Origin of the sequence: Cupriavidus sp. P-10 (genome assembly GCF_003402535.2) — a bacterium.
Lineage (GTDB): Bacteria > Pseudomonadota > Gammaproteobacteria > Burkholderiales > Burkholderiaceae > Cupriavidus.
This window is the reverse complement of the sequence record NZ_AP025171.1, coordinates 1703108-1723732: the sequence shown is the minus strand read 5'-3', so window position 1 is coordinate 1723732 and position 20625 is coordinate 1703108. Positions and strand designations below refer to the sequence as shown.

General features: G+C 66.3%; 18 protein-coding genes. 11 read left to right on the top strand and 7 right to left on the bottom strand.

The genetic code is table 11. The annotated features are described in order from the left end of the window. Positions 1-51: 51 nt before the first annotated feature. Positions 52-174, bottom strand: a complete 123-nt coding sequence (locus CTP10_RS24805; protein WP_271815722.1) for an MFS transporter small subunit — start codon at positions 172-174, stop codon at positions 52-54. A gap of 35 nt (positions 175-209) precedes the next feature. After that, complete coding sequence (locus CTP10_RS24800; protein WP_116322902.1) at positions 210-1649, bottom strand: L-lactate MFS transporter; 1440 nt, start codon at positions 1647-1649, stop codon at positions 210-212. Between the two features lie 297 nt (positions 1650-1946). Between CTP10_RS24800 and CTP10_RS24795 the strand changes: the two genes are divergently transcribed. After that, positions 1947-3350 (top strand): sigma-54-dependent transcriptional regulator, encoded by a 1404-nt coding sequence (locus tag CTP10_RS24795; protein ID WP_116322901.1) that lies wholly within the window; start codon positions 1947-1949, stop codon positions 3348-3350. Next, entirely contained in the window at positions 3323-5446 is a 2124-nt protein-coding gene (locus CTP10_RS24790; protein WP_116322900.1) for a sensor histidine kinase, read from the top strand. The genes CTP10_RS24795 and CTP10_RS24790 overlap by 28 nt, the downstream gene beginning before the upstream one ends. A 103-nt stretch (positions 5447-5549) precedes the next feature. On the opposite strand, the gene CTP10_RS24785 is transcribed toward CTP10_RS24790, so the two are convergent. The 5 genes from CTP10_RS24785 to CTP10_RS24765 all read right to left on the bottom strand — a co-directional run bounded on the left by CTP10_RS24785 (position 5550) and on the right by CTP10_RS24765 (position 11186). Beyond that, on the bottom strand, positions 5550-5891 hold the full coding sequence (locus CTP10_RS24785) for a YciI family protein (RefSeq protein WP_233528377.1): 342 nt from the start codon (positions 5889-5891) through the stop codon (positions 5550-5552). 375 nt (positions 5892-6266) lie between these two features. Next, positions 6267-7850, bottom strand: a complete 1584-nt coding sequence (locus tag CTP10_RS24780; RefSeq protein WP_116322898.1) for an isocitrate lyase — start codon at positions 7848-7850, stop codon at positions 6267-6269. A gap of 144 nt (positions 7851-7994) precedes the next feature. Then, on the bottom strand, positions 7995-8204 hold the full coding sequence (locus tag CTP10_RS24775; protein WP_147316295.1) for a hypothetical protein: 210 nt from the start codon (positions 8202-8204) through the stop codon (positions 7995-7997). Positions 8205-8386: 182 nt separating this feature from the next. Then, positions 8387-10066, bottom strand: a complete 1680-nt coding sequence (locus CTP10_RS24770) for an ABC-F family ATP-binding cassette domain-containing protein (protein ID WP_116322897.1) — start codon at positions 10064-10066, stop codon at positions 8387-8389. Between the two features lie 169 nt (positions 10067-10235). Continuing rightward, positions 10236-11186 (bottom strand): LysR family transcriptional regulator, encoded by a 951-nt coding sequence (locus CTP10_RS24765; protein ID WP_116322896.1) that lies wholly within the window; start codon positions 11184-11186, stop codon positions 10236-10238. 151 nt (positions 11187-11337) lie between these two features. On the opposite strand from CTP10_RS24765, the gene CTP10_RS24760 reads away from it, so the two are divergent. From CTP10_RS24760 to gph, 9 genes are all read left to right on the top strand, one after another. After that, positions 11338-12798 carry a form I ribulose bisphosphate carboxylase large subunit gene (locus CTP10_RS24760; protein ID WP_116322895.1) on the top strand — a complete coding sequence of 487 codons (1461 nt, stop codon included), beginning with the start codon at positions 11338-11340 and terminating at the stop codon, positions 12796-12798. Between the two features lie 39 nt (positions 12799-12837). After that, complete coding sequence (locus CTP10_RS24755) at positions 12838-13257, top strand: ribulose bisphosphate carboxylase small subunit (RefSeq protein WP_116322894.1); 420 nt, start codon at positions 12838-12840, stop codon at positions 13255-13257. A 144-nt stretch (positions 13258-13401) separates the two neighbouring features. Next, positions 13402-14337, top strand: coding sequence for a CbbX protein (gene cbbX, locus CTP10_RS24750; protein ID WP_116322893.1), 936 nt, complete (start codon positions 13402-13404; stop codon positions 14335-14337). 3 nt (positions 14338-14340) lie between these two features. Continuing rightward, positions 14341-15105, top strand: a complete 765-nt coding sequence (locus CTP10_RS24745) for an HAD family hydrolase (RefSeq protein WP_116322892.1) — start codon at positions 14341-14343, stop codon at positions 15103-15105. A 1-nt stretch (position 15106) separates the two neighbouring features. After that, the gene (gene rpe, locus CTP10_RS24740) at positions 15107-15823 is read left to right on the top strand and encodes a ribulose-phosphate 3-epimerase (RefSeq protein WP_116322891.1); all 717 of its coding nucleotides are present in this window, start codon (positions 15107-15109) and stop codon (positions 15821-15823) included. Positions 15824-15874: 51 nt separating this feature from the next. Beyond that, positions 15875-16969, top strand: a complete 1095-nt coding sequence (locus CTP10_RS24735) for a class 1 fructose-bisphosphatase (protein WP_116322890.1) — start codon at positions 15875-15877, stop codon at positions 16967-16969. Positions 16970-16980: 11 nt separating this feature from the next. Beyond that, the gene (locus CTP10_RS24730; protein WP_116322889.1) at positions 16981-17859 is read left to right on the top strand and encodes a phosphoribulokinase; all 879 of its coding nucleotides are present in this window, start codon (positions 16981-16983) and stop codon (positions 17857-17859) included. A gap of 26 nt (positions 17860-17885) precedes the next feature. Beyond that, entirely contained in the window at positions 17886-19901 is a 2016-nt protein-coding gene (gene tkt / locus CTP10_RS24725) for a transketolase (protein WP_116322888.1), read from the top strand. Continuing rightward, complete coding sequence (gene gph / locus CTP10_RS24720; protein WP_116322887.1) at positions 19898-20587, top strand: phosphoglycolate phosphatase; 690 nt, start codon at positions 19898-19900, stop codon at positions 20585-20587. Before tkt ends, gph begins: the two co-directional genes overlap by 4 nt. Positions 20588-20625 lie beyond the last annotated feature (38 nt).

The following is a 20625-nucleotide window of genomic DNA, read 5'->3' as shown; positions in this document are numbered from 1 at the left end:
CCCGCCGCCGCAGGCACGGAGCGTGATGCGGCGGACAGCCGCCGCGGCGGCTCAGGTGAAGAGCGTCATGGCCTTGCCGAGGGTCGACCAGATGCCCGCGCCAAGCGGGATGAGCACGTAGGTCCAGAACGCGAGCAGCAGCAGCGTCTTGCCGAAGGTGCGGTCGTTTTGCATGGCTTGTCTCCTGGTTGTTTTGATGGCAGGCGCGGTCAGGCCGCGCTGGCGGCTTCGCGCAGGTGGTGCCGCGCATGCACGGGCCGGATCAGCAGGTTGCAGATGAAACCCACCACCAGCAGGCCCGCCATGATGTGCAGGGTGTCGACGTAGACCTCGGAGCGGGGCACGCCGAGCGCCAGCTTGTGTTCGCGGATGTAGTTCACCAGCGCCGGCCCGGCAATGCCGGCTGCGGCCCAGGCGGTCAGCAGGCGGCCATGGATGCCGCCCACGTAGGCGGTGCCGAACATGTCGGCCAGGTAGGCGGGAATGGTGCTGAAGCCGCCGCCGTACATGGTCAGGATCAGGAAATAGCAGGCCACGAACATGGCTACATTGCCGGCCGCGCCGATCGCCGGCACGGCCAGGTAGAGCGCGGCGCCGAAGGCGAAGAAGATGGCGTAGGTCAGCTTGCGGCCAAAGTAGTCGCTGGCGGAACTCCACAGGAAGCGCCCCGTCATGTTGCCGATGCTGAGCAGGCCGACGAAGCCAGCCGCGGCGGCCGCGGTGATGGTGCCCTTGAAGGTTTCCTGGATCATCACCGCCGCCTGGCCCAGCACGCCGATGCCGGCGGTGATGTTCAGGAACAGGATCAGCCACAGCAGGTAGAACTGCGGCGTTTTCAGCGCCTGGTCGATATGCACGTTGGCGTGCGTGACCATCTTGCTCGCCTTGGCCTTGGGCACAAAGCCGGGAGGCGCCCAGCCCGGGGCCGGGATGCGGATGGCCAGCGCGCCGAGCGACATCGAGATGAAATAGATCACGCCCATGACCAGGAAGGTCTCGGCCACGCCCGCGCTGGTGGCGCTCTTGAAGTGGTTCATCAGCGCGACCGACAGCGGCGCGCCGATCATCGCGCCGCCGCCGAAGCCCATGATCGCCATCCCGGTGGCCATGCCGCGGCGGTCCGGAAACCAGCGGATCAGCGTGGATACCGGCGACACGTAGCCAAGCCCGAGCCCGATCCCGCCCAGCACGCCGTAGCCCAGGTACAGCATCCAGATCTGGTGCAGCCAGATCCCCGCCGCCGACACCAGGAAGCCGCCGCCGAAGCAGCAGGCGGCCGTGAACATGGTGCGGCGCGGACCGACCTTCTCCAGCCACTTGCCCGCAAACGCGGCCGAGATGCCAAGGAAGAAGATCGCCAGCGAGAACACCCAGCCCAGCGTGGTCAGCTGCCAGTCGCCCGGCGCCGGGCGCGTGACGCCGAGGATCCGGGTCAGCGGTTCATTGAAGACCGAGAACGCGTAAGCCTGGCCGATGCACAGGTGCACCGCCAGCGCAGCGGGTGGCACCATCCAGCGGTTGAAGCCCGGGCGCGCGATGATCGCTTCTTTGGAGAAGGGCGATGGCCGCGATGCCGGCCGGGATGGCGATGGCCCGGCACGGTGTTGCGTCTGCTCGGCGGGTGTTTGCGCTTGCGCGGAATAGGACATGTAGTTGTCTCCTACCTGGAAGTGGCAGCCTCTTGTTGCGCGGGTGCGCAGGGCTGGAGCGCGTCGTTCAGCAAGAGCTGTGCCGATGGCGGATGCCGTTTGCCGTCAATGGGTTGCGGTGTGTGGCCTGCCTGAAGGGCTGGCCGATAGACAAAATGTCCGGACGCGGACCCCGCGGGCGGGTCAAAATGTCCATCCGCGGCGGCCGCAGCGCGCGGCTGGGTCGGTTTAACCCCAATACAGGCGGATCGAGCACAGTCGCTAGACTCTCCTACTGCCCCCGCAACAGCCAAAGTGATGAGCGAACGACAAAGCAACGCCGCCGAAGCCGACAACTGGCAGCGCCGCACGATCCTGGTGGTGGACGACGAGCCCGGCATGCGTTCGTTCCTGTCACGGGCGCTGGAAGCCAAGGTGGGCAGCGTGCTCACGGCCGACAGCGCCGAAGCGGGCGCCGCGCTGCTGGAGCAGCGCCATGTGGACCTGATCCTGCTGGACGTGGCACTGCCCGGTGCCAGTGGCATGGAATGGCTCCAGGCACTGCGCGCGGCCGGCAATCCCGCCGACGTCATCCTGATGACCGCCTTCGCCGACATGGACACGGCCATTGCCGCCTTGCGCTCCGGCGCGGCGGACTTCATCGTCAAGCCCTTCCGCGTCGACCAGGTGCTCAACGCCATCCGGCGCTGCTTCAACCAGGCCCGGCTCGCGCGGGAAAACTACCTGCTGCGCCGCGAGCTGGACAAGTACACCATCCACAAGGACTTCATCGGCGATTCGGAAGCCATGAAGAAGGTGATGGCGCTGGTCGCGCGGGTCGCGCCGATGCCGTCCACGGTGCTGGTCACGGGCGAATCCGGCACTGGCAAGGAAGTGGTGGCGCGCGAGTTGCACCGGCTCAGCGGACGCCAGGGGCAGTTCGTGCCGCTGAACTGCGGCGCGATGGCGCCCGAGATCATCGAAAGCGAACTGTTCGGCCACGCCAGGGGCGCGTTCACCGGCGCGGCCGGCGCGCGCCACGGCCTGTTCCTCTATGCCGACGGCGGCACGCTGTTCCTGGACGAGATCTCGGAACTGCCGCTGGCGATGCAGGCCAAGCTGCTGCGGGTCATCGAAGACCGGCGCATCCGCCCGCTCGGCACCGAACGCGAGATCGCGGTGGACGTGCGCATCGTTGCCGCCTGCAACCGCAACCTGGCCAACGAGGTCGCCGCCGGGCGCTTCCGCCAGGACCTGTTTTACCGGCTCGACGTGGTCGGCGTGTCCATCCCGCCGCTGCGCACGCGGCCGGAAGACGTGGTGCCGCTGGCCGAGCATTTCTCGGAGCAGCTGTCGGCGCAACTGGGGCTGCCGCCGGTGCCGCTGTCGCCGTCGCTGGTGTGCCTGCTCAAGGGCTATGACTGGCCGGGCAATGCGCGCGAGCTGCGCAACCTGGTGGAGCGGGCGCTGATACTGGGCGAGTACCCGGTCGAACTGCTGGCCCACGCCGCCGAGAGCGGAGACGCCGCTGCACCGCAGACGCATGGCGCAGCTTCCGTGACGCCCGCCGACGACGCCACGCTGCTGGAATCCGTCGAGCGCCGGCACATCCTGCAGGTGCTGGCGGCGGAGGGTGGCAACCGCGTGGAAGCGGCCCGGCGGCTCGGCATCTCGCGCCGCACGCTGGATCGCAAATGCCTGCAGTGGGGCCTGCGCGCTTGACGCCCTCAGCGCTGCTGCGCCGCTATCGCGCCTCGCTGCGCGCCAAGCTGGTGTCGATCGTGGTCGCGCCCTTGCTGGTGGCGCTGGTGGCGCTGCTGCTGCTGATGGCGTTGTGGGGCGACCGCGTGTTCCAGGCCCTGCTGGCGTACAAGGTCAACAGCGACCTGCTCGTTGCTCATGAGTACTTCGAGCATATGGTCGATGGGGTGAAAGACCGCGTCCTGCAAGAGGCCAGGTCGCACGCGCTGGTCGAAGGGCTGGAAGATGGAGCTGAGCGGGGCAGTGCCATGGCCGCCGTCCTGGACGAGGCGCGGCGCGCGCACGGGCTGGATTTCCTGCAACTGCTCGACCCGCAAGGCTTCCCACAAGGCTTCCCGCAAGGCTTCCCGCAAGGCTTCCCACAAGGCCGGGTGCTTAGCGCCGCGCCGGCCGACGCTTCCGGGACCAGCCAGGCCGGGTGGCGCGTGGTATCCAGCGCGGCGGCCGGCCGCGCCGACGCCGCCACCGATGCCTGGTCGGCCGCGCAGCTGGCCGCGGTGTCCGGCGATCTTGCCCGCCGCGCCCAGGTGGCGCTGCGCGCCACGCCCAATGCCGCGCCGACCGACAGGACGCTGGAAACCCGCGGCATGGTGGTGCATGCCGCGGCGCCGGTGTTCAACGCAGCAGGCGAGCTGGTGGCGATCCTGCACGGCGGCACGCTGCTGAACAACAACCTTGGCTTTATCGACACCATCAACGCGCTGGTCTACCAGCCGGAATCCCTGCCGCGCGGCAGCCAGGGCACCGCGACGCTGTTCCTGGACGATACCCGCATCGCCACCAATGTGCGGCTGTTCCATGGCGAACGCGCGCTGGGCACGCGCGTCTCGCGCGAGGTGCGCGACAAGGTGCTGCTGCGCGGCGAGAAATGGCTGGACCTGGCCTTCGTGGTCAACGACCGCTACATGAGCGCCTACGAGCCCATCGCGGACAGCGGCGGCAGGCGCATCGGCATGCTCTACGTAGGCTACCTGGCGCGGCCGGTGAGCCAGGCCAAGGACCTTGCGCTGGGCATGCTGGTGGGCCTGTTCATCTTGCTGGCGGTGGCGGGCGCGCTGTTCTCGCTGCTATGGGCCCGTCGCGTATTCATGCCGATGACGAAGATGGTCGGCACCATGCGCGCGCTCCAGGCCGGCGATGCCTCTGCGCGCGTGGGTCCGGTGGGCAGCGAGGATGAACTGGGCCAGCTCGCCGGACAGTTTGACCAGTTGCTGTCGGACCTGCAGCAGCGCAATGCCGCGCTCAGGGACTGGGCGGACTCGCTGGATCGCAAGGTCGCCGAGCGCACCCGCGAGCTTGAGGATGCGAACGCAGTGCTTCGCGCGACCCGGCAGCAGCTGATTACATCGGAAAAGCTTGCGCTCGCGGGGCAGCTTACGGCAGGCGTGGCACATGAGATCAACAATCCGATTGCGGTGATCCAGGGTAACCTGGACGTGGCCCGCGATATTCTCGGTCCGGCTGCGGAGCCGGTCCGGCATGAATTGCGGCTGATCGATGAGCAGGTGCGACGCATCTACCTGCTGACCAACCGGCTGCTGCAGTTTGTCCGGCCAGAGGCATACGCCGGCAATACCGAGCGCCTGGATGTGGGCGAGGTCGCGGCCGGCTGCGTGGACCTGGTCCGGCACATGCTGAAGGACGCGGCCATCCGGGTCGAACTGGCCTGCCTGGCCACACGCCGCGTGCGCATCAGCCGCAGCGAACTGCAGCAGGTCATCGTCAACCTGCTGACCAATGCCATCCATGCCATGCCGGAGGGTGGCAACCTTACGCTGGCCACGCGCGACTGGGAAGGGCACGGCGTGACGCTGCATGTGCGCGACACGGGCCGCGGCATCCGCGAGGAAGACCTGCCCAATCTGTTCAATCCGTTTTTCACCACCAGGAAGCAGATGGGGACCGGCCTCGGCCTGTCCATCAGCTATGCGCTGGTGGAGCGCTATGGTGGCCGCATTACCGTGGAAAGCACGGTGGGGCAGGGCGCGGAGTTCATCGTCTGGCTGCGCGAAGACGGGTCTGCGGCGACGCCAGGGATTGATGACCGCGTGTCATGACGTGCTGGAGACGCAGTCGGGGGAGCGACAACCATCCTGACATGGAGGGAAGCTTTCCCTCATGCAGCGGTAGTGTCAGGCTTTCGACCCACTCCACAACCCGTCAGCTCTCGGGGTCATACCCAAACTCGCGGAGTTCCTGCGAGCAGCGGCAAGCTTTGGCGATCTTTGCAGCCCACAGGATGGCGGCTTCGCGCGACGGGAGTTCCAGGACACAGAAGCCGCCGTCGAACTCCTTCGTCTCGGGATAGGTTTCGTTTGTGACCGTGCCGTCTGAGGCGACCATGAGTGGTGCGACATCCTCGTTGATACCACCACCGAACACGTACACGCCAGCAGCCTTCGCCTCGCGGATGACCTCGTGCGCAGCTTCGCCCACGGCGGCAAAGTCCTCGGCGGAGACTTCCATCGCCCTTGCAGGAAAGGAGACAAGGTATTTCGTCATCGTTCGGTCCTTCGGTTGGGGTCGGTGCTGTTTGTGAGGCCTAACGTGTCATGCGGCGATGTGTAACGCGCCCTGACACGGAGGATGCGCTCTGACACGTGCAGATTCCGAGCATGCAAGCAGTTGATCCTGCATCGTCTTTGCTCTCATTGGCTGTATTTTCATCCAGCATTGAATTTGCCGTGTTTTAGCGCCTGCTCGTTACACCTGGCCAGCGGCAGTGTGATCTTGCCATGAGGGTCATCAGATGTCGTCATGTGTTTTGCCTTTTGCTCCTTTGTGTACACGTGTGTCGCCGCACATCTGCTGCAAAGTGCCGGATAAAAAAACGCCAACCCGTATGGGTTGGCGTTTTGCCCAGGTGTACTACTGGTATCAGAACTGGTTCATGGTGTTGTCTTTACCCGCCGCCTTCAGGGCCGCTTCGCCGCTGAAATACTCCTTGTGGTCGTCGCCGATGTCCGAGCCGGACATGTTCTGGTGCTTGACGCAGGCGATGCCCTGACGGATTTCCTTGCGCTGCACGCCAGCCACATAACCCAGCATGCCTTGCTCGCCGAAGTATTCCTTGGCCAGGTTGTCGGTCGACAGTGCGGCGGTGTGGTACGTCGGCAGCGTGATCAGGTGGTGGAAGATACCGGCTTCGCGGGCCGCGTCGGCCTGGAAGGTGCGGATCTTTTCGTCGGCGGCGGCCGCCAGTTCGGTCTGATCGTATTCCACGCTCATCAGCTGGGCGCGATCATAGGCCGACACATCCTTGCCCGCGGCCTTCATCGCGTCATACGCTTGCTGGCGGAAGTTCAGGGTCCAGTTGAACGACGGGCTGTTGTTGTACACCAGCTTGGCGTTCGGGATGACCTTGCGAATCTCGCGGACCATGCCGGCGATCTGCTCGATATGCGGCTTTTCGGTTTCGATCCACAGCAGGTCAGCACCGTTCTGCAGCGAGGTGATGCTGTCCAGCACGCAGCGCGCTTCGCCCGTGCCGGCGCGGAACTGGAACAGGTTGCTGGCCAGGCGCTTGGGACGCATCAGCTTGCCGTTCTGCTTGATGACAACGTCACCATTGCCCAGTGCGTCGGCCGAGATTTCGTCGCAATCGAGGAAGGAATTGTATTGGTCGCCCAGGTCGCCCGGCGTGTGGGTCACGGCGATCTGCTTGGTCAGCCCGGCGCCCAGCGAGTCGGTACGGGTCACGATGACGCCGTCGTCCACGCCCAGTTCCAGGAAGGCGTAGCGGATGGCGCGGACCTTGGCCAGGAAGTCCTCGTGCGGCACGGTGACCTTGCCATCCTGGTGGCCGCACTGCTTCTCGTCGGACACCTGGTTCTCGATCTGGATGCAGCATGCGCCCGCTTCGATGAACTGCTTGGCCAGCAGGTAGGTGGCCTCGGCGTTGCCGAAGCCCGCATCGATGTCGGCGATGATGGGCACCACGTGGGTGACGTGGTTGTCGATCTTTTCCTGGATGGCGGCCTTGGCAGCAGCGCCCTGGGCGGCGTCCAGCTCGCGGAACAGGCCACCCAGTTCACGGGCGTCGGCCTGGCGCAGGAAGGTGTACAGCTCGCGGATCAGCGCGCTGACGGAGGTTTTTTCGTGCATCGACTGGTCCGGCAGCGGGCCGAACTCGGAGCGCAGCGCGGCTACCATCCAGCCGGACAGGTAAAGGTAGCGGCGGTCGGTGCTGTTGAAGTGCTTCTTGATGGAGATCATTTTCTGCTGGCCGATGAAGCCGTGCCAGCAACCCAGCGACTGGGTGTACTTCGACGGGTCGGCATCATAGGCGGCCATGTCGGCGCGCATGATCTTGGCGGTGTACTTGGCGATGTCCAGGCCCGTCTTGAACTTGTTCTGGGCACGCATGCGGGCGGCATACTCGGGATTGATGGCATTCCACGCGCTGCCATGGTTCTCTTTCAAACCAGCAACTGCCTTGATGTCGTCTTGATACTGGGCCATGTCAATTTCCTAAAAAATAAGCGCGTTTTGAAAAAATCGTTGAGTTTGCCGACGGGTGTCGATGCAAGCAGCGTGGACTCATTGTAGGGCCTTCCTGATGCGTTGCGGCAAGGTCTTATATAAGACATAAGACTTGATTTTTCCTTATTTTTCAATAGGATAGGCGCTAAATTTTGCGATGTGGAATGCTTTTTCAAGCAACGAAAACGGGCGGAGCAGGAAAAGTCGCGTCAATTCCACCATGTGAAATGCGCTTTCAGTTGTCGGAGGGGGCGATGAAGTTGCGCTGGCAAAACTGGCGAGAATGACCGGCCTTCGGCGCTCATTGCGCAGCCGGAACTGGTCGGCATCCATGGACCAGGGGCCGGGCGCCTCCTGCGGACCAAAGCGGCTGGTGAATAACTCAGCGAGCTCCCATTCAAAGATCGAATGGGTTGTGGGCTAGTTCCACGCGAACTTGATTGGACAAGGTCCTGGCAACGGACGATCCCGCACCGGCCCCCGCGAAGCTCACGCCTGCCCTTTGTCCCACAACTTCAGGCGATGACCTTCTGCTCTGCGGCAGGCTGCTCACGCATGCGGCGGGCTTCGTCGCGCAGGAACTGCTGGTAATCGTCCAGGTCGCCGTCGAAGGGCTCGACGCCGCCCTTGGTGACCAGCCAGAACTCGTCGCATACGGCGCGCAGCAGGGCCCGGTCGTGACTGACCAGCATCACTGTGCCTTCGAATTCGTTGAGCGCCATGCCTAGCGCTTCGCGTGTGGCCAGGTCGAGGTGGTTGGTAGGCTCGTCGAGCAGCAGCAGGTTGGGGCGCTGCCACACGATCATGCACAACACGAGCCGCGCCTTTTCGCCGCCGCTCATCGTGCTGACCGCCTGATGGACCATGTCGCCACTGAAGTTGAAGGTGCCGAGGAAGGTGCGAAGCGATTGTTCGGTGCCACTCTGGCCGGGGGCGCGCAGGTGCACCGGCGTGTCCTTGGCAAGGCGGATCATGTGTTCCATCGGCGTGTCGAGCGGGCGCAGCACGTCGAGTTCCTGCTGTGCGAAGTAGCCGATATTCAGCCCTTTGCCTTCGCTGATTTCGCCGGCAATCGGCGCCAGCGCGTGCGCCACCGTCTTCACCAGCGTGGACTTGCCTTGGCCGTTGGCACCGAGGATGCCGATGCGCTGCCCGGCCAGCACGGAACGGTTGATGCCCCGCACGATGACCGTGGGCGGCGTGCCCGGCAGTGCGCCGGTCGGCGCCGGGTAGCCAAAGCTCGCGTCCAGCATCGACAACAGCGGGTTCGGGACGTTGAGCGGCTCCTTGAACTCGAAGTTGAACTCTGCGTCGGCGAGCACCGGTGCGATCTTCTCCATGCGTTCGAGTGCCTTGACCCGGCTCTGCGCCTGCTTCGCCTTCGAGGCCTTGGCCTTGAAACGGTCGATGAATTTCTGCAGGTGGGCGATCTTGTCCGCTTGCTTGGCCATCGCGGCCTGCTGCAATACGAGTTGCTCGGCGCGCATGTCTTCGAACTTGCTGTAGTTGCCGCCATAACGCACGAGCTTGGCGTTGTCGACGTGCATCGTCACCTGCGTGACCGCGTCGAGGAATTCGCGGTCGTGGCTGATCACTACCAGGGTTCCTTGATAGCGCTTGAGCCAGGCTTCCAGCCAGACCAGCGCGTCGAGGTCGAGGTGATTGGTCGGCTCGTCGAGCAGCAGCAGGTCGGACGGGCACATGAGCGCGCGCGCCAGTTGCAGCCGCATGCGCCAACCGCCGGAGAAACTGTTGACCGGCTGGCCAAGCTGCGCAGCACTGAAGCCAAGGCCCAGGATCAGCGCTTGAGCACGTGCGGGGGCATCGTGCGCACCCGCGTCGTGCAGGGCCATGTAGGCGTGCGCCATGCGCATGCCGTCATCGCTGGCCTCGGCGGCGGCTACTTCGGCCTGCGCGGCCAGCAGCACGGTGTCACCCTCGACTACGAAGTCGGTCGCGCTTTGCTCGGTCTCCGGCATCTCCTGCGCGACCTGGCCCATCTTCCACGCAGCGGGAATCGAGAACTCGCCACTGTCTTCGTGCAGCGTGCCGTTGAGAAGGCCGAAGAAGGACGACTTGCCGGCGCCATTGCGGCCGACAAGACCAATCTTTTCGCCGGGGTTGAAGGTGACGGACGCCTGGTCGAGTACGACATTGACGCCGCGACGCAGCGTGACATTACGGACGGAAATCATAGGGAGCTACTTCGGAGGGGATTGGCATGATAGCCGACCTGACGTGCAGGGCTGTCTCTTTTCTGGCCGCATGCGTGAAGAGCCGCTTGCGCTCCGCGGCGCCCGTCGGCCACAAAGGTCGACATCCGCCGGATCGGCGGCAAATCCCGGCGAACCTGCCAGTGGTTCATCACGCCACGCGCCGGCCCGGCAGCAGGCCGGCATATTCCTTCCCAAGGAACTCCGCGGTGTGCTCGAGCAGGTAGGCCCTGCAACTCTCGCCCGCTGGCGACAGCCGCTTGCTCGCCATATGTGCCACATGCCAGACCCGTTCGATCGGTGTCCCGGTCACGTCCAGCAAGGCAATTTCCGCGGTACGCAGTTCCAGCGACAGCGTATGCAGCGACAGCAGGCTGATCCCCATGCCCGCCATCACTGCCTGCTTGATGGTCTCGTTGCTGCCCAGCGTAATCACCTTGGCGGGCGTGAACAGGTGATCGCGGAACATGAACTCCGCCACCGTGCGGGTGCCAGACCCGGGTTCACGCAGCAGGATGGTCTCGTGACGCAGTTCCTGCAGGTCGAACCGCTTCTCGGCGCGCAGCGGATGCCGCGGCGACGCCACCAGCACGTATGGATGCGCGGCGATCGGTTCTGAAACCGCGTCCAGCTCGCGCGGCGGGCGCCCCATCAATGCCAGGTCGATGGCATTGTCCTGCAGCAGCTGCAGCAGCGTTTCCCGGTTGCCCTCGGCGATGCGCAGGTCGATGCCGGGGTGCAGCGCCGTAAAACCCGCCAGCAGCTTGGGCGCGAAGTACTTGGCCGTACTGATCAGCCCGATCGTGATCGTTCCCTGCTCGACGTCCTTGACCGCCTGCAGGCCTTCTTCCGCATCCTTGATCTCGCCAAGGATGCGCGAGGCATGGTGCAGCAGCCGGTCGCCGGGCTCGGTCAGCGTGAGCTGGCCCCGGATCCGCTCGAACAGCGGCAGCCCCACCACGGATTCCAGCTGCTTGACCTGCATCGAGACTGCCGGCTGCGTTAGGTGCAGTTCTTCGGCCGCGCGCACGAAGCTGGCATGCCTGGCCACGGTGACGAAGATCTGGAGCTGGCGAAGGGTGAGGGCGCGCAGAAAGGACATAGCGAGTGTTCCGTGGATGTGCGGTCTGCGCCTCACTTAAGGGATTCCTTATATAGGGGCTAAGAATATCTGAATTTACCTTATGTTGGGCGCCCGATATCTTTCATTCCAACGCGCAGTCACGCCGCCAAACCACGGAAGGGAGACCAGCATGAACGCACCTGAAATGATCCAAGCCAAGCCGCGCAAGCGCTATGACGCCGGCGTGATGAAGTACAAGGAGATGGGGTACTGGGACGCGGACTACGTGCCCAGGGACACCGACGTGCTGGCGCTGTTCCGCATCACGCCGCAGGACGGCGTGGACCCGGTCGAGGCTGCCGCCGCGGTCGCCGGCGAATCGTCGACCGCCACCTGGACGGTGGTGTGGACCGACCGCCTGACCGCGTGCGACATGTACCGCGCCAAGGCCTACCGGGTCGAGCCGGTGCCGAACAACCCCGAGCAGTTCTTCTGCTACGTGGCCTATGACCTGTCGCTGTTCGAGGAAGGCTCGATCGCCAACCTGACTGCATCGATCATCGGCAACGTGTTCAGCTTCAAGCCGATCAAGGCGGCGCGGCTGGAAGACATGCGCTTCCCGGTCGCCTACGTGAAGACCTTCGCCGGCCCGTCGACCGGGATCATCGTCGAGCGCGAGCGCCTGGACAAGTTCGGCCGCCCGCTGCTGGGCGCCACCACCAAGCCCAAGCTGGGGCTGTCGGGCCGCAACTACGGCCGCGTGGTTTACGAGGGTTTGAAGGGCGGGCTTGACTTCATGAAGGACGACGAGAACATCAACTCGCAGCCCTTCATGCACTGGCGCGACCGCTTCCTGTTCGTGATGGACGCGGTCAACAAGGCGTCCGCCGCCACCGGCGAGGTCAAGGGCAGCTACCTGAACGTGACCGCCGGCACCATGGAAGAGATGTACCGGCGCGCGGAGTTCGCCAAGTCGCTGGGCTCGGTCATCATCATGGTCGACCTGATCGTGGGCTGGACCTGCATCCAGTCGATGAGCAACTGGTGCCGCCAGAACGACATGATCCTGCACCTGCACCGCGCGGGCCATGGCACCTACACCCGCCAGAAGAGCCATGGCGTGTCGTTCCGCGTGATCGCCAAATGGCTGCGCCTAGCCGGCGTCGACCACATGCACACCGGCACCGCCGTGGGCAAGCTGGAAGGCGATCCGCTGACGGTGCAGGGCTACTACAACGTCTGCCGCGATGCCTATACCCACACCGACCTGACGCGCGGGCTGTTCTTCGACCAGGACTGGGCCTCGCTGCGCAAGGTGATGCCGGTGGCATCGGGTGGCATCCACGCCGGCCAGATGCACCAGCTGATCCACCTCTTCGGCGACGACGTGGTGCTGCAGTTCGGCGGCGGCACGATCGGCCACCCGCAAGGGATCCAGGCGGGCGCGACGGCCAACCGCGTGGCGCTGGAAGCAATGGTGCTGGCGCGCAACGAGGGGCGCGACATCCTCAACGAAGGGCCGGAAATCCTGCGCGATGCAGCACGCTGGTGCGCACCGCTGCGGGCGGCGCTCGATACCTGGGGCGACATCAGCTTCAACTACACGCCGACCGATACCTCGGACTTCGTGCCCACCGCGTCGGTGGCCTGAGCCCCTGAGCCCCTGAATCCCACAGAACGAGAGGACATCATGCGCATCACTCAAGGCACTTTCTCTTTCCTGCCCGAACTCACCGACGAGCAGATCACCAGGCAGCTCGAATACTGCCTGGACAAGGGCTGGGCGGTCGGCATCGAGTACACCGACGACCCGCATCCGCGCAACACGTACTGGGACATGTTCGGCCTGCCGATGTTCGACCTGCGCGATGCCGCCGGCATCCTGATGGAAATCAACAACGCGCGGAACACCTTCCCGAACCACTACATCCGCGTCACGGCCTTCGATTCGACGCATACGGTGGAGTCGGTGGTGATGTCGTTCATCGTCAACCGGCCCGCCGACGAGCCCGGCTTCCGCCTGGTGCGCCAGGAGGAGCCCGGCCGCACGATGCGCTACACGATCGAGAGCTACGCCGTGCAGGCGCGGCCCGAAGGCAGCCGCTACTGAGCGGCGGCAATCGAGCCGGCGCGTAGCGCCCACGCGCTGCCCGCCGGCGACCTTTCCCTGTGCAATCCCATTGGGGGCGCGGCCGCCAGGCAGCGCGCCGGGGAAGCTGCGCCCGGATTTTGATGAGCACCCACGGAGCCTGCCATGTCCGCACCTGAAACGACAGCACAGTTGCAGCCGCCGCCTGCCTTGCCGGGATCGCTGGCCACGTCGCTGGCAGAAACGCTGGCCAGCGCCGGCATCACCGAACTGCTGGCCCAGCTCGACCGCGAGCTGATCGGCCTGAAGCCGGTGAAAGCGCGCATCCGCGACATTGCCGCCTTGCTGCTGGTGGACAAGCTGCGCGCCGCGCGCGGCTTCAGCGCGGGCGCGCCCAGCCTGCATATGTGTTTCACCGGCAATCCCGGCACCGGCAAGACCACGGTGGCCATGCGCATGGCGCAGATCCTGCACCAGCTCGGCTATGTGCGCCGCGGCCACCTGGTGGCCGTGACCCGCGACGACCTGGTCGGCCAGTACATCGGCCATACCGCGCCCAAGACCAAGGAGATCCTGAAGAAGGCCATGGGCGGCGTGCTCTTCATCGACGAGGCCTACTACCTCTACCGGCCCGAGAACGAGCGCGACTACGGCCAGGAGGCCATCGAGATCCTGCTTCAGGTGATGGAGAACAACCGCGAAGACCTGGTGGTGATCCTGGCCGGCTACAAGGACCGCATGGACCGCTTCTTCGAGTCCAACCCCGGCATGTCGTCGCGCGTGGCCCACCACATCGACTTCCCCGACTACCAGCTCGAGGAACTGCGCCAGATCGCCGACCTGATGCTGGCCGGGATGCAGTACCACTTCGACGACGAGAGCAGGGCCGTGTTTGCCGACTACCTGGCCCGGCGCATGGCGCAACCGCATTTCGCCAATGCCCGCAGCGTGCGCAACGCGCTGGACCGCGCGCGGCTGCGCCATGCCTCGCGCCTGCTCGACGATCCCGGCACGGTGATTGACGACCGGGCCCTGACCACCATCACGGCCGAGGACCTGCGCGCCAGCCGCGTGTTCTCGCAACCTGTGGCCGCGGAGTAAGCCATGAAAGCCCTGATCTTCGATGTCGACGGCACGCTTGCCGATACCGAGACCGCCCATCTGCAGGCCTTCAATTCCGCCTTTGCCGAGGTCGGCCTCGACTGGTGCTGGGACGAGGCGCTCTACACGCGCCTGCTCAGGGTGGCCGGTGGCAAAGAGCGGCTGATGCATTACTGGCGCATGGTCGATCCCGAGGAAGCCCAAGGGTGCAAGGTCAAAGAGACGATCGACGCCGTGCACGCCATCAAGACCCGCCACTATGCCGAGCGCGTCGGCAGCGGCCAGCTGCCGCTGCGCCCTGGCATTGCCCGGCTGATCGAAGAGGCCGGCAATGCCGGCGTGCCCATCGCCATTGCTACCACTACCACGCCGGCCAACCTCGATGCGCTGCTGCAGGTGCCGCTGGGCCAGCGCTGGCGCGAGCGCTTCGCTGCCATCGGCGACGCCGGTACCACCGCCATCAAGAAGCCGGCCCCGGATGTCTATCTGGCCGTGCTGGAGCAGCTGGGGCTGGAGGGCGGGGATTGCCTGGCGATCGAGGATTCGGAGAACGGGCTAAGGGCGGCGCAGGCGGCCGGCATTGCTACCGTGATCACGCCCACCGCCTACACCGCGCAGGATCGCTTCGACGGCGCGCTGCTGGTGCTGCCGCACCTGGGCGACCCGGCGCAGCCGCTGCCGCGGCAGCTGCCCGGCGCGGCACAGCGCTGGGCTGACCTGGGCGCGCTGCGCAACTGGCATCGCGGCACCCGGTGCGAGGCAGCCTGACATGCACGCCACCGACCAACGTACCGACCAACACACCGTCCGCCTGGCGCCGTCCATCCTGTCGGCGGATTTCGCGCGGCTGGGCGAAGAGGTGCGCGCGATCGAGGCAGCGGGTGCGGACCTGGTGCACTTCGACGTGATGGACAACCATTACGTGCCCAACCTGACCATCGGGCCGCTGGTGTGCGAGGCGATCCGCCCGCATGTGTCCATTCCCATCGACGTGCACCTGATGGTCGAGCCGGTCGACGCGCTGATCCCGATGTTCGCCAAGGCAGGCGCGGGGATCATCAGCTTCCATCCCGAGGCGAGCCGCCACGTGGACCGCACCATCGGCCTGATCCGCGACCACGGTTGCAAGGCGGGCCTGGTGCTGAACCCGGCCACGCCGCTGGGCTGGCTCGACCACACGCTCGGCCAGCTCGACCTGGTGCTGCTGATGAGCGTGAATCCCGGCTTCGGCGGCCAGGCGTTCATCCCCGGCGTGCTGGACAAGCTGCGCCAGGTGCGCGCGCGCATCGACCGGCAGGTGGCGGCCGGTGGGCGGGCGGTCTGGCTGGAGATCGACGGCGGCGTCAAGGCCGACAACATCGCGGCGATTGCCCGCGCGGGCGCCGACACCTTCGTTGCCGGCAGCGCCGTGTTTGGCGCGCCGGATACCGACGGCGGCTACCGCGGCATCCTGCGCCGCCTGCGCGAGGCCGCCACGTTCACCTAGCCCGCGTCGGCGCCATGCAAGCACACACAGCAAATGAAAAGGAGACCTGCCATGCCCGAAGTCCAGAGGATGACCCTGACGCAGTTCCTGATCGAGGAGCGCCGCCGCTACCCGGAAGCCAGCGGCGGCTTCAACGGCCTGATCCTCAATGTGGCCGTGGCCTGCAAGGAGATCGCGCGCGCGGTGGCCTTCGGCGCGCTGGGCGGCCTGCACGGCCGCGCCGGCAGCGCGGATGGCGAGGGCGCGGCCATCAACGTGCAGGGCGAGATCCAGCAGAAGCTGGACGTGCTGAGCAACGAGGCCTTCCTGCGCGTCAACGAGTGGGGCGGCCACCTGGCCGGCATGGCCTCGGAGGAATTGGAGACGCCATACCAGATCCCTGCGTGCTACCCGCGCGGCAAGTACCTGCTGGTGTTCGACCCGCTCGACGGTTCCTCGAACATCGACGTCAACGTCTCGGTGGGCAGCATTTTCTCAGTGCTGCGCGCGCCCGATGGCGCCGACCCGGTGACCGAGCAGGACTTCCTGCAGCCGGGAACGGCGCAGGTCGCGGCCGGCTACGCGCTCTACGGCCCCACCACCATGCTGGTGCTGACAGTGGGCAACGGCGTCAACGGCTTCACCCTCGATCCGAACCTCGGTGAATTCTTCCTGACACATCCCGGCCTGCGGGTTCCCGCCGAGACGCAGGAATTTGCCATCAACGCCTCCAACAGCCGCTTCTGGGAAGCGCCGGTGCGGCGCTATATCTCCGAGTGCATGGCCGGCAAGAGCGGCCCGCGCGGCAAGGATTTCAACATGCGCTGGATCGCGTCGATGGTGGCCGAGGCGCACCGCATCCTGATGCGCGGCGGCGTCTTCATGTACCCGCGCGATACCCGGGACCCGGCCAGGCCGGGCCGCCTGCGCCTGCTCTACGAGGCCAACCCGATTGCCTTCCTGATGGAGCAGGCCGGCGGGCGCGCCAGCACCGGCCGGCAGGCGCTGATGTCGGTGGCGCCGGGAGGGCTGCACCAGCGCATCGGCGTGATTTTCGGTTCGCGCAAGGAAGTGGAGCGGATCGAGGACTACCACGCCGACCAGTCCGATCCCGATCTTCCCAATCCCCTGTTCAACGAGCGCAGCCTGTTTCGCGCGTCCGCCTGAGGTTCACGGCCATGTCAGAACGCTACCCCATCATCGCCATCACCGGCTCCTCCGGCGCCGGCACCACGTCGGTGACCCGTACCTTCGAGAATATCTTCCGCCGCGAAGGCGTGAAGTCAGTCGTGATCGAAGGCGACAGCTTCCACCGCTATAACCGAGCCGAGATGAAGGTCAAGATGGCCGAGGCCGAGCGCACCGGCAATATGAACTTCAGCCACTTCGGCCCGGAGAACAACCTGTTCGCCGACCTGGAAAACCTGTTCCGCTCCTATGCGGAATGCGGCACCGGCACGCGCCGGCACTACCTGCACAGCGCCGAGGAGGCCGCCCCGTTCGTGCAGGAGCCGGGCACCTTCACAGAGTGGGAGCCATTGCCCGCCGACACCGACCTGCTGTTCTACGAGGGCCTGCACGGCGGCGTTGTCACCGACGAGGTCGACGTCGCCAGGTATCCCAACCTGCTGATCGGAGTGGTGCCGGTCATCAACCTGGAATGGATCCAGAAGCTCTGGCGCGACAAGAAGCAGCGCGGCTACTCGACCGAGGCGGTGACCGACACCATCCTGCGCCGCATGCCGGACTACGTGAACTACATTTGCCCGCAGTTCTCGCGCACGCATGTGAACTTCCAGCGCGTGCCGTGCGTGGACACCTCCAATCCCTTTATCTCGCGCGAGATCCCCGCGCCGGATGAAAGCATGGTGGTGATCCGCTTCGCCAACCCGAAGGGCATCGATTTCCAGTACCTGCTGAGCATGATCCACGACTCCTTCATGTCGCGCGCCAACACCATCGTGGTGCCGGGCGGGAAGATGGAACTGGCCATGCAGCTGATCTTCACGCCGTTCGTGCTGCGCATGATGGAGCGCCGCAAGCGCGCCGCCCTGTAAGCCGCAGCGTTGCCAGGACACCAAATATGAATGCACCCGAACGTATCGACTCCGCGGCCCGCTGCGCCAACGCGCTGCGATTCCTCGCCGCCGACGCGGTGGAACAGGCCAGGTCCGGCCACCCCGGCGCGCCCATGGGCATGGCCGAGATGGCCGAGGTCCTGTGGCGCCGCCACCTGCGCCACAACCCGTCCAACCCGGCCTGGCCCGACCGTGACCGCTTCGTGCTGTCCAACGGCCATGCTTCCATGTTGCAGTACGCGCTGCTGCACCTCACCGGCTACGACCTGCCCATGTCGCAGCTGCGCCAGTTCCGCCAGCTGCACGCGGCCACGCCGGGACATCCGGAACTCGGCGTGACGCCCGGCGTGGAAACCACGACCGGCCCGCTGGGGCAGGGCCTGGCCAATGCCGTCGGCATGGCGCTGGCGGAGAAGCTGCTGGCCGCCACCTTCAACCGGCCCGGCTTCGACATCGTCGACCATCGCACCTATGTCTTCCTGGGTGATGGCTGCCTGATGGAGGGCCTCAGCCATGAGGCCTGCTCGCTGGCGGGCACGCTCGGGCTGGGCAAGCTGGTCTGCCTGTACGACGACAACGGCATCTCCATCGACGGCGACGTTGCCGGCTGGTTCGCCGACGACACGCCGAAGCGCTTTGCCGCATACGGCTGGCATGTGATCGACGGTGTCGACGGGCATGACGCGCATGCCATCGATGCCGCGCTGCACGCGGCCAGGGCGGAGCGCGGCCGGCCTACGCTGATCTGCTGCCGCACCGTGATCGGCCAGGGCGCCCCGGCCAAGGCCGGCGGCCACGATGTGCATGGCGCGCCGCTGGGCGCGGCGGAAATCGCCGCCATGCGCGAGGCGCTGGGGTGGGAGGCCGAGCCCTTCACTGTGCCGCCGGACGTGGCCGACGCCTGGGACGCAAGCGTCCAGGGCGCGGCGAGGGAGGCCGAATGGGAGGCGCGCTTCGCCGCCTATCGCGCCGCGCATCCCGAACTGGCCCAGGAATTCCTGCGCCGTGTCGATGGCCGCCTGCCGGAAGGCTTCGATGCGGGAATGATGGCGCTGCTCGACGCGCCCTCGGCACTGCAAGGCAAGATCGCCACGCGCAAGGCCTCGCAGCTCTGCCTTGAGGCGCTGACGGCGGCCTTGCCAGAGCTGCTGGGCGGCTCGGCCGACCTCACCGGTTCCAACCTGACCAACGTGAAGGCGTCGGTCTGGGTCAACCACGAAGGGCACGGCAATTACATCAGCTATGGCGTCCGGGAGTTCGGCATGGCGGCGGTGATGAACGGTGTCGCGCTGCACGGCGGGCTGATCCCCTACGGTGGCACCTTCATGACCTTCTCGGACTACTCGCGCAATGCCATCCGCATGGCGGCGCTGATGCGGCTGCGCGTGATCCATGTGCTGACGCATGATTCGATCGGCCTCGGCGAGGACGGTCCCACCCACCAGCCGGTGGAGCACGCCGCCAGCCTCAGGCTGATCCCCAACAACCAGGTCTGGCGCCCGTGCGACGGCGCCGAGACCGCGTACGCCTGGCAGGCCGCGCTGTTGCGCGAGCACGGTCCCACCTGCCTGGTGCTGTCGCGGCAGGCGTTGACGCCGTTCGAGCGCGATGCGGACCAGCGCGCGGCGATTGCGCGTGGTGGCTACATCTTGCGCGATGCCGCGCCGCCGCGCGTGGTGCTGGTGGCCACCGGCTCCGAAGTGGAGATCGCGGTGCGCGCCGCGCAGGAACTGGCCGATGCGGGGATCGCCGCGCGCGTGGTGTCGATGCCGTGCGTGGAGCTGTTCTACGCGCAGAACGCGGCCTACCGCGCCACGGTGCTGCCGCCGGGCGTGCCGCGCGTCAGCGTGGAGGCGGGTGTCACCTGGTTCTGGCGCGGCGTGGTGGGCGAAGGCGGCGTGGCGTTGGGCCTCGACAGCTTCGGCGAATCCGCCCCGGCCGAGGCGCTGTACCAGCACTTTGGCCTGACCCCGGCGGATGTCGCGGCTGCTGCGCGCGCCTTGCTGGAGGGCACGTCATGACTACCGTATCCCTGCCTTGCGCCGCGGTGCTGATCGACCTGGACGGCACGCTGGTCGACAGCGCCCCGGACATCGTCGAGGCCGCCAACCGCATGCTGGCTGACCTCGGCAGCCCGCCGCTGCCGTTCGACACCGTGGCCGGCTTTATCGGCCGCGGTGTGCCCAACCTCGTGCTGCGCGTGCTGGAGACCGCTCGGCTGGCGGTGGCGCCCGCCGATGCCGAGGCGCTGTTCCATCGCCACTATGACGACACCAACGGCCGCCTGGGATCGGTGTTCCCGGGCGTGGAAGCGGGCCTGGCCGCGCTCAGGCGCGAGGGCTACCGGCTGGCCTGCGTCACCAACAAGCCGCGCGCGCTGGCGGCGCCGCTGCTGGCCATGACAGGACTGGCGCCATACCTGGAAGTGCTGGTGGCGGGCGATTCGATCGCGCAGATGAAGCCGCATCCCGAACCGCTGCGCCATGCCTGCCGCCTGCTCGACGTCGATCCGGCGCAGGGCGTGCTGGTGGGGGACTCGCCGGTGGACGTGGCCGCGGCCCGCGCGGCCGGCATGCCGGTCTGCCTGGTGCGCTACGGCTACGCCGGCCCGGGCGGGCCCGGCGCGCTGGGCGCCGATGCGCTGGTCGATTCCATGGAGGGTTTGCCGGCGCTGCTGACGCCGGCGCGGCTGGCGCCCGCCGCCTGACAGCCGGGGCAGGCCGGCAGAGATACCAGGACAAGTCA

What these genes read in the sequence shown, in the direction of transcription:
- CTP10_RS24785 (WP_233528377.1), bottom strand. Translation starts at nt 5,891, where the DNA reads ATGACGAAATACCTTGTCTCCTTTCCTGCAAGGGCGATGGAAGTCTCC.
- CTP10_RS24800 (WP_116322902.1), bottom strand. Translation starts at nt 1,649, where the DNA reads ATGTCCTATTCCGCGCAAGCGCAAACACCCGCCGAGCAGACGCAACAC.
- CTP10_RS24730 (WP_116322889.1), top strand. Translation starts at nt 16,981, where the DNA reads ATGTCAGAACGCTACCCCATCATCGCCATCACCGGCTCCTCCGGCGCC.
- gph (WP_116322887.1), top strand. Translation starts at nt 19,898, where the DNA reads ATGACTACCGTATCCCTGCCTTGCGCCGCGGTGCTGATCGACCTGGAC.
- rpe (WP_116322891.1), top strand. Translation starts at nt 15,107, where the DNA reads ATGCACGCCACCGACCAACGTACCGACCAACACACCGTCCGCCTGGCG.
- CTP10_RS24765 (WP_116322896.1), bottom strand. Translation starts at nt 11,186, where the DNA reads ATGTCCTTTCTGCGCGCCCTCACCCTTCGCCAGCTCCAGATCTTCGTC.
- CTP10_RS24795 (WP_116322901.1), top strand. Translation starts at nt 1,947, where the DNA reads ATGAGCGAACGACAAAGCAACGCCGCCGAAGCCGACAACTGGCAGCGC.
- CTP10_RS24760 (WP_116322895.1), top strand. Translation starts at nt 11,338, where the DNA reads ATGAACGCACCTGAAATGATCCAAGCCAAGCCGCGCAAGCGCTATGAC.
- CTP10_RS24735 (WP_116322890.1), top strand. Translation starts at nt 15,875, where the DNA reads ATGCCCGAAGTCCAGAGGATGACCCTGACGCAGTTCCTGATCGAGGAG.
- CTP10_RS24755 (WP_116322894.1), top strand. Translation starts at nt 12,838, where the DNA reads ATGCGCATCACTCAAGGCACTTTCTCTTTCCTGCCCGAACTCACCGAC.
- CTP10_RS24780 (WP_116322898.1), bottom strand. Translation starts at nt 7,850, where the DNA reads ATGGCCCAGTATCAAGACGACATCAAGGCAGTTGCTGGTTTGAAAGAG.
- CTP10_RS24770 (WP_116322897.1), bottom strand. Translation starts at nt 10,066, where the DNA reads ATGATTTCCGTCCGTAATGTCACGCTGCGTCGCGGCGTCAATGTCGTA.
- CTP10_RS24790 (WP_116322900.1), top strand. Translation starts at nt 3,323, where the DNA reads ATGCCTGCAGTGGGGCCTGCGCGCTTGACGCCCTCAGCGCTGCTGCGC.
- cbbX (WP_116322893.1), top strand. Translation starts at nt 13,402, where the DNA reads ATGTCCGCACCTGAAACGACAGCACAGTTGCAGCCGCCGCCTGCCTTG.
- CTP10_RS24805 (WP_271815722.1), bottom strand. Translation starts at nt 174, where the DNA reads ATGCAAAACGACCGCACCTTCGGCAAGACGCTGCTGCTGCTCGCGTTC.
- tkt (WP_116322888.1), top strand. Translation starts at nt 17,886, where the DNA reads ATGAATGCACCCGAACGTATCGACTCCGCGGCCCGCTGCGCCAACGCG.
- CTP10_RS24745 (WP_116322892.1), top strand. Translation starts at nt 14,341, where the DNA reads ATGAAAGCCCTGATCTTCGATGTCGACGGCACGCTTGCCGATACCGAG.
- CTP10_RS24775 (WP_147316295.1), bottom strand. Translation starts at nt 8,204, where the DNA reads ATGGATGCCGACCAGTTCCGGCTGCGCAATGAGCGCCGAAGGCCGGTC.